This is a genomic window from Paenibacillus sp. OK060 (genome assembly GCF_900101205.1).
GTDB lineage: Bacteria > Bacillota > Bacilli > Paenibacillales > Paenibacillaceae > Paenibacillus > Paenibacillus marchantiae.
The window spans coordinates 1-7,600 of sequence record NZ_FNFR01000020.1; the positions used below are offsets into that span (position 1 = coordinate 1).

General features: G+C 36.3%; 4 protein-coding genes and 1 CRISPR repeat array. All 4 genes read right to left on the bottom strand.

The window, feature by feature from the left end:
* Positions 1 to 1,294: 1,294 nt before the first annotated feature.
* Positions 1,295 to 1,693, bottom strand: coding sequence for a WG repeat-containing protein (locus tag BLS14_RS32155; protein WP_090955867.1), 399 nt, complete (start codon positions 1,691 to 1,693; stop codon positions 1,295 to 1,297).
* A 595-nt stretch (positions 1,694 to 2,288) separates the two neighbouring features.
* A CRISPR array of direct repeats spans positions 2,289 to 3,263; the repeat unit is 33 nt; unit sequence ATTTCAATCCACGCACTCCATACAGAGTGCGAC.
* Between the two features lie 457 nt (positions 3,264 to 3,720).
* Positions 3,721 to 4,107 carry a hypothetical protein gene (locus tag BLS14_RS32160; RefSeq protein WP_090955869.1) on the bottom strand — a complete coding sequence of 129 codons (387 nt, stop codon included), beginning with the start codon at positions 4,105 to 4,107 and terminating at the stop codon, positions 3,721 to 3,723.
* Between the two features lie 119 nt (positions 4,108 to 4,226).
* Positions 4,227 to 4,934 carry a hypothetical protein gene (locus BLS14_RS32165; RefSeq protein ID WP_090955871.1) on the bottom strand — a complete coding sequence of 236 codons (708 nt, stop codon included), beginning with the start codon at positions 4,932 to 4,934 and terminating at the stop codon, positions 4,227 to 4,229.
* Positions 4,935 to 5,461: 527 nt separating this feature from the next.
* A partial coding sequence (locus BLS14_RS32170) for a condensation domain-containing protein (protein WP_256336791.1) occupies positions 5,462 to 7,600 on the bottom strand: 2,139 nt, incomplete at its 5' end.

Consider the following 7,600-nt stretch of genomic DNA (forward strand, 5'->3'; position numbering starts at 1 on the left):
CAGCGTTCGTCCTGAGCCAGGATCAAACTCTCCAATAAAGTATTGAAAAGAGCGATAAGCTCATTTTGAAACTGACGAGATTAAAAATCTCATTTGTGCTCCAGTAGATTCAAGCCAAGGCTTTTCTCAGACTTTCGCGTTTATTCTGCAAGCAGAATGTTTACTCACTCGTTGTTCAGTTTTCAAAGATCAAACTTGTTTTCCCAACCATTTCTTGGCCGGATAAATAATATATCATGTTTAATGTTTGTTTGTAAAGTCTTTTTATTTTTTATCGAAACTATACGGTCAAAGGTTTAATGCACCACACTTAACCTTAGTGAATTAGATGTTAATTGCCCTAATGCTTATTAACCATACTTCCGGCTCAAAGTATGTATATTCGTTTCTTTTATCCCCATTGATGAGTTATAAAACTCATACGTACGAAATATTAAAATTCTAGGCAGACCCTATGCGTGTAACGTGTAAGTCTACTTTTGTTAATGATAATCCACAAAAATTGTTGAAATTACAGCAAGTATTAGCTCCTAAAAAGTAAATCCTATTAAATCTTCTAGTTACATTATTGCCCTTCTCTTGTTCCGTTTTTTAACGACCAGACATCAATTTCCTCTCCTCATCTCAAAGAGCTTCGATATAATCTATCTTCTCATCTAATACTTCAAGTAACGTTAAAATACTCATCTAATTTCAGATTTAATGCCAAGTTTATCAGCTCTTCCTTCTACTTCTAACAGCATTCTCTTTATCCCCTTCTGAAATTAACATTCCGAAACTCTTCTAATTGAAGATTTTTAATTAATAATATATAGTCCATCTATATTGGGGTCACTTAAGTGCTCTCTATTTCCAACATACATTTGCTCTTGTAAGATACTATTACGATCACATAGGTTTAAATTACTAATACTCCATATAACCATTTAAACCCTAGCATATATAAAATGACCAACCGGAACTTTCATCTTTCATATCTCTTACAACATAATTTCCATCTCCTGAGAGAAAAACCTTTTGGTCATCTTGAGGTTCAACAATCACATGCCCGGATACATCAAGAATTCCTTCGCCACTGTCTTGGATTTCCAAAGTTCATTCTTTGACTCACCTAATCCGGAATATTGTTTAAATAAAGAAATAATTAAACCATCTTGCCTAACAATAGCACTATACTTATCACAGTGGATCCCCCATGCTAGTGTATCACCTCTGAATTCGATTTTGCTTTTGAACTCTGCAGGTACCACTTGCTGCCCCTTGTAAGTCATACTCCCCCGCAGTCCATTTATTTTTACAGGGAATAGCCCTGAAATACGATAGTCTGCCCCATATTCCTTGTCTTCGATGTAAACGTCGTAAGCAATTTTCCTTGATTGACTGTAAAAACTTGTTCCTTCCTCATATGTAGGAGAGATAAGAATTCCCCTTTGTTATTTAGATAGCCAATCTTCCCATTTTTCTTCGCAATCGCCAGCTCATTGTTAAAAAGACCGATATATTCGATGCTTTTGTCCTGAGCTATCACTTTGAATGCATCCCTTGCTAATTGAAACTGTGGATTAATTACAAATTTTCCCTGGTAATTAATGAATCCCCACTTCCAGTTTTGACGAACCGGAATGAGTCCAATAGCTGCTCGGTCAGTGAACCACAGATGGCTAAATCCACATGTTCCTGCGCCTTGTCCCACTCATGATATATTGGCTCGGTTACTGCTAACGCAACCCTCTGTAGTGTAAATATTGTTGCGATGAGCATCATGAGCGAAATACCGAGAATCTCCATGAATTATCGATACATTGACCTTTTCTTTAACACCATATTCTTCCTCCATATAAAAGTAATTATATTACTCTTTTATTAATACATAAGTAAAAGAACTATCAATGACTTAAGAGATCACAAAGAATAGTTGCCAAGGTGGTAGACTGTTCCTGATTTCACAACCGTTAGTTTAATAGGGTGGTACATACTATGGCCTCATGCTTCATCCGCTATTAACATTTAACTGAAATTCTCAGCTCTAATGTTCTTAGCTAAGTCATCCAACGAATCATATGAAAGCCTGGACGTGGTAATTGTGCTACCTAGGCCATTATCTTTCCTAACGCTGAACAGAGGATCTTTTCAGATTTAACAGGGTGCATGTTACTCAAATGCTCGCAGTGACTGGATTCTTAGATTGGCACGTTCAGGGTTATTAGCTCAATCATGAACATATTCAAATCAATTTCTTTTTCTATAAGTCACCAACAGATTGGATTTGTTAGACAGCTTTTTTCGAATTAGCCACTTATCTATAAAATACGGAGTGCGACGTGCCCGTAAAGGATACCACTGTTTATCCTGTATTATTTCAATGAACGCACTCCATACAGAGTGCGACAGATTAATCCGACGTACGAACGTACTGACCAAAACATTTCAATCCACGCACTCCATACAGAGTGCGACTTCTTCCAATCCACAATCTCAAGATAGTTCTTGATTTCAATCCATGCACTCCATACAGAGTGCGACTACATGATTGAATTGGAGGATCAAAAATGATTAATATTTCAATCCACGCACTCCATACAGAGTGCGACTTACCCGGTTGTTCAATGATCTGGAAGCTGTTAAATTTCAATCCACGCACTCCATACAGAGTGCGACTGAAGGAAAGGAGCTCATACCATGAGCACAACACATTTCAATCCACGCACTCCATACAGAGTGCGACGGGATGCAGTCGTTGAGAGCAACTGGACTTATTCATTTCAATCCACGCACTCCATACAGAGTGCGACAGCCCCATAATTATGCCAAGTGATCTGCAATGAAATTTCAATCCACGCACTCCATAGAGAGTGCGACTCAATATGCCATTGATAACATTGAGTTTGATTGATTTCAATCCACGCACTCCATACAGAGTGCGACGTACCCATTGTCGTAGGCAATTGGTGCTTGAAACTATTTCAATCCACGCACTCCATACAGAGTGCGACAACAAGTCATGCATCCGGATGACCGTATCGAAAGTATTTCAATCCACGCACTCCATACAGAGTGCGACCAAGCTTGACCGCTACGAATCGTATTTCAACTCGATTTCAATCCACGCACTCCATACAGAGTGCGACTACTAACATGGCTGTGTTTGAGATTAGTTCTGCGATTTCAATCCACGCACTCCATACAGAGTGCGACCCAAAGCAAACGCCAGCGGAAACCCCGTTCTCCAGATTTCAATCCACGCACTCCATACAGAGTGCGACAGCGAAAAATGACGTAATAATACCAACTCGAAAAAGTTAATTACGTCCTTCCGATATTTTCAATTGTTTATTATTAAACATATTACATAATATTCAAGTAAATGTGTTGCCAAAAGGTCACGAAAAGATTAGTTTCGACAATTTCCGAGGTGCGAACCCCCCAGGAAAACCATGTGAGCTTGGCATTCGCACCAGTTATATGGTGAATATTTTTCATATCATAAGGCGTATTGACACTAACTTCAACTAATTGATATGTATGATATGAAACTACAAGCAAATATTTATATCACGACGAATTCAACTCCAACAAATACCTTTTATGCTCCTTACTTGTTTATTCAATTTAACAAAAAGTAGCTCTAGCTTTCATGCTAGAGCTACTTTCGAAAAGAGTATTCCAATTTAAAAACAATTAAAGAGATTAGCACTTGCATGTTTTGGTTCAAACTAGGCGTTATGCCAAATTACGAGAGTTGAATATAGCGAATAAAGAATAAATCACTAAAGAGAAGATCAAGAACAGTACTGTTGCATCTTTTACAATCAAACAAATTGATCCAACTAACACTAATCCTAAAGCATTAAAAACAAACAACCTCTTTGGAAGTTCCATTCCTACGATTCTTGTTACTACAAAATTAAGAAAACTAATGATGACATGAAACAAATACATAAATAAAAAGAACAACCCAAACACAACAAATCCACCCTGGTCGCTTATGTTGTCAGAATTGGACACTATTGTATTGTTAATGTTGGTAACTAGAACACCGTACAATGCACTTAAAATAAAGGAGAGTACAGTTACATTGATTACCAACTCCCTTTTCATTTTCTCCATATCAAATGCTCCTTTAAATGCGTCGTCTAACTATATTGTAAAATAAAAACGATCAAAAGCCAAATATCTCCAAAATAAAGAGGTGACACCCAGTACATTTGGGTATCACCTCACAAACATTAGCTAAACCAATCGATTCCGTGTACTCGAACCATATTACCAATATACCGATCGTGTGTCGGCGAGCCATACCAACGTATTGCATCATCCTGTACTACCCGCATAGCTGTAGAACCTGATCCGTCGAGTACAATAGAGTTGACTGGATTAATTCCAACACTCTCTAAAGTTACTTTCAAATTCGGTACTGTTACTGAAGTACCATTGGTAACAATCAAGTATCCATAGGTATTATCCCAAGCCAAAACTGTACGCCAAGCAGCTAAGTCATATGCCTGGACCAAGAGCCCTGAACCCCAACTTTCACGGTTATAATCATTTCCCCCAATAACCGCTTGAGCTGTTGGATAATTTGCCAACACTTCGTTAAGATTTTTAGCATACATATAGGCCGCTTTTGTTTGATTATTGCTATCCTTATAGGAAACGAAAGTTTTACGAGAAAGTTGAGAACTACTTGTTCCATTGTAGGAATATGAACTACTATCTCCCTTCCAATAACTAATTGACTTTAGAGCTGTTGGAGGTTTGTCGTAGCCATTATCTGCTGAGAAAAAACCTCCGTTTACCCCAATATGTGGTTTTTGCTGCATTTGGGTATTAATGATTTCGGGTTTTACCCGAGACAATTCGGTCTTGATAATTGCAAATTTGGTACCGCCACCTGTCACTTGTTTAAATTCCAATGTATATGGTAAGTTTGCCATAATTAGCTCTCTCCTTATCAAATTCATAATATTTAAGACGCTTGATTAAGGGGATACCCTATTCAGTAAAAAGTGTATCCCTCACTCTTTACGAATAGGCTCAGTCGTTGTCTTAAATATATAATATCATATTGCGTAACGTTACGCAATATAAAATGTATTTCTTTTATCCTTTTTAGCGGAGGACAGACTTGAGCTTATAAATCGGTATCCATTTTTAAAATTATGTATTATATATGACTTCTACTAAACCACTTGATTACCTAGATAAAACAATGGTCCTTGACGGCATTAGCCAATTAGCTAACAAACAAGACGTCAACGGTGTGTATTTCAATGTTATCTTATGTAAGTCAGAATACATACTAAATTAATATAATAAACGCTTTCTATGTTCACTGAATTCGACATTACCTGATGATAGCAACAAATAATATTCATTTGGAGGTACACCACGCCTCAACGTATAATCACATATTTTTTGGTTAATAGGGGCGATTGCCCCCATTAACACTTGTCAACAAAGTTTATAAATGATCAAAAACCATTCTGGCCTTCTCCTCACCAAAGGGAAGCATAAGCTGAACGAATATATTTCCGTTTGAATAACCCGTTTGATAAATCATTTTGCCAACATTTCTGTTTTCCAGCAGAGTTGTGTCCTTAGTTTCTCCGATGTTAGTAACCGATGCATTTTCTCCTAAATAATTAAATATGATAGGCATGTTAGATATCGTACTTCTTAATAAGTCCGTTGATGCAGGATACATACTATTCATTTCATCATTATAGATTAAATTTGTAAAATTTATATTGTGCTGTTGTGCAATTTCTAATTTACTTTGAATAATTTGGTTATTTTGATTAGTTTGGATTTCCTTATTAATAATCAATGGAATAAAATCGATACACTCCCCTAATAAATGGAAATAATTGTTTGAACCATACTGTCTGCCAAAATTAATCATCCAGATAGGTACAGAAGACCTGTTATAGAAAGAAGTTACGAACTTAATGAAATAATTCAAGCATGTTAACCAGCTGTCTTTATTAGAATCGAACTCTAATCCTTTATGCAAAATTATAGGACTCGATTCACGGAAAGATGATACGTTATATTTTTGCAAACCTTGTTGAAGTTTAAAGAAATTGTCTAAATCAAAAGCACTTTTAATTCTATCATCCTGTATTCTTTGAGGTCCTCTACTTATTTGTGATACATAACTCTCGTAACTAACAAGCTCAGTGGGTCGACTCGTGTTGGTTGCCTCTGTTTTGTATAATAATTGATCGTATCTTTTCGAGATAAAATCCTCCAGGATCCCCCTACTAATAGAATCAAATTTAACATGTGAAAATGGAATCATTAATGTGAACTTTTTAGTATTTTCTTTTACAAGTAGTAATCGATACATTAATGAGTTTTCTTGACTATATTTTTCATTGAAAAGATGTTTACGTACTAAGTTTAAAATTTTTGATTTAGTGTGTTCGTTATACATGGATATATCATAAAAAGGTATTTTTAATGCCGTCCGTGGCTCATACACTTGCCACTTTAGTTGATTTTGATCTGTTATTAAGAGACTTTTCATCATCTCTTGAGTTTGAAGTAATTCTGCAAATACTTCATTCAAAATATCTATATTGACAATTTGATTAAAATAAATTGTTGTACCTGAGAATTCTTGATTCTGTGCATGATAGTATTGAGAAGGTGAAATAGGATACTCTTTTATTAGTGATCCTCCACTGAAATAGGCTGTAAACTGCTCTTGCAAATAGTCAACTTCAAATAATTTTTTCTCTAACGACATTTGATCTGATGAAATGAACTCAGGAACAAAATCCTCATCATACTTATCATCTGAATAAATTATATATTCTGGGTGCAAAGATTCCTCTACTTCTACTGAGAGTATCTTTTCAATTTCTAAACTTTTGCTACTTTGAATCTCATTCACAAATAGAACTGTGATTTTTCTCCCATCATAGTCCTTAATTGCAAACTGTGCTCTTACGCCAAGTCTCGATTCAAGCAAGAATTCGGTATCATCATATGTGTTGATTTTTCCGGGTAGCGTTTGCTGCTTCAAATCTAAGAAGCCTGCTAATTCTGATATAGTTTGATGAGTCAATAACTCATTGAAAGTAACCTTGTACCCTTTTTTCGATAAAGTCGATCGTACTGTTAATATTTTTAATGAATGACCACCTAAAAGAAAAAAATTATCATTCCTTCCTATTTCTTTTATATCTAATACATCACTCCAAATATCAGAAAGCATTAATTCTGTTTCACCAATCGGTCCAAAATAACTATTATCTTCTACAGCTTTCCAATCAGGGAGTGCTTTAAGATTAATCTTCCCGTTTGAATTCAACGGCAGGGTTTCCAAGAATACAATATGAGACGGAATCATGTAGTGAGGCAACTGCTGGAGTAGCTGCTCTCGAAGATGCGTTTCGTTCATTGTTTCTTCGCCAACCACGTACGCACACAGCCCCACATCTCCCCCATGATCCACACTCTTCACAGCGGCTTGCCGAATTCCTTCTTGTTTCAACAATACTTCTTCGATCTCTCCAAGTTCTACTCGATATCCTCTCACCTTTATTTGGTGATCGCGACGTCCAGCAAACTCTATCGTTCCATTGGGTAACCA

Coding starts and splice junctions, on each gene's coding strand:
- BLS14_RS32165 (WP_090955871.1), bottom strand. CDS start 4,934: ATGGCAAACTTACCATATACATTGGAATTTAAACAAGTGACAGGTGGC.
- BLS14_RS32160 (WP_090955869.1), bottom strand. CDS start 4,107: ATGGAGAAAATGAAAAGGGAGTTGGTAATCAATGTAACTGTACTCTCC.